Raw genomic sequence first — 405 nt, forward strand, 5'->3', positions numbered from 1 at the left:
CGCGGCGGCGGTGAAGTCCAGCCCGGTCCTTGCGCAAAGCAAAACCGAATGGCCGAACGTGTTCGAGGCCAAGGACATCGCCGAAGAGGGCTTCATCTACGGCCTGCCGCTGGTGATGAACTATGCGGTCATGCAAGAGTTCGCCGTTGCCAGGAACTCGGGGCAGTTCAAGGCACCGTTCAACGAAATCAACAATTTGCACCATGTCGCCACCCCGGCGGACACGGCAATCATCACGCCGAACAGCGACACGCCTTACTCGTTCGTCTGGCTCGATTTGCGGGCTGAACCAATGGTCATCTCTGTGCCGGCGATCGAGAAGGAGCGCTACTACTCGGTCCAGCTCATCGACGGCAACACCTATAATTTCGGCTATATCGGCACGCGCGCCACGGGGACGGAGCC

General features: G+C 59.8%; 1 protein-coding gene. It reads left to right on the plus strand.

The annotated features are described in order from the left end of the window. Positions 1-10: 10 nt before the first annotated feature. The coding region (locus AB4099_RS35230; protein ID WP_441481512.1) for a DUF1254 domain-containing protein at positions 11-405 on the plus strand (395 nt) is incomplete at its 3' end.

The organism is Allobosea sp. 2KB_26 (assembly GCF_052115715.1).
Classification (GTDB): Bacteria; Pseudomonadota; Alphaproteobacteria; order Rhizobiales; family Beijerinckiaceae; genus Allobosea.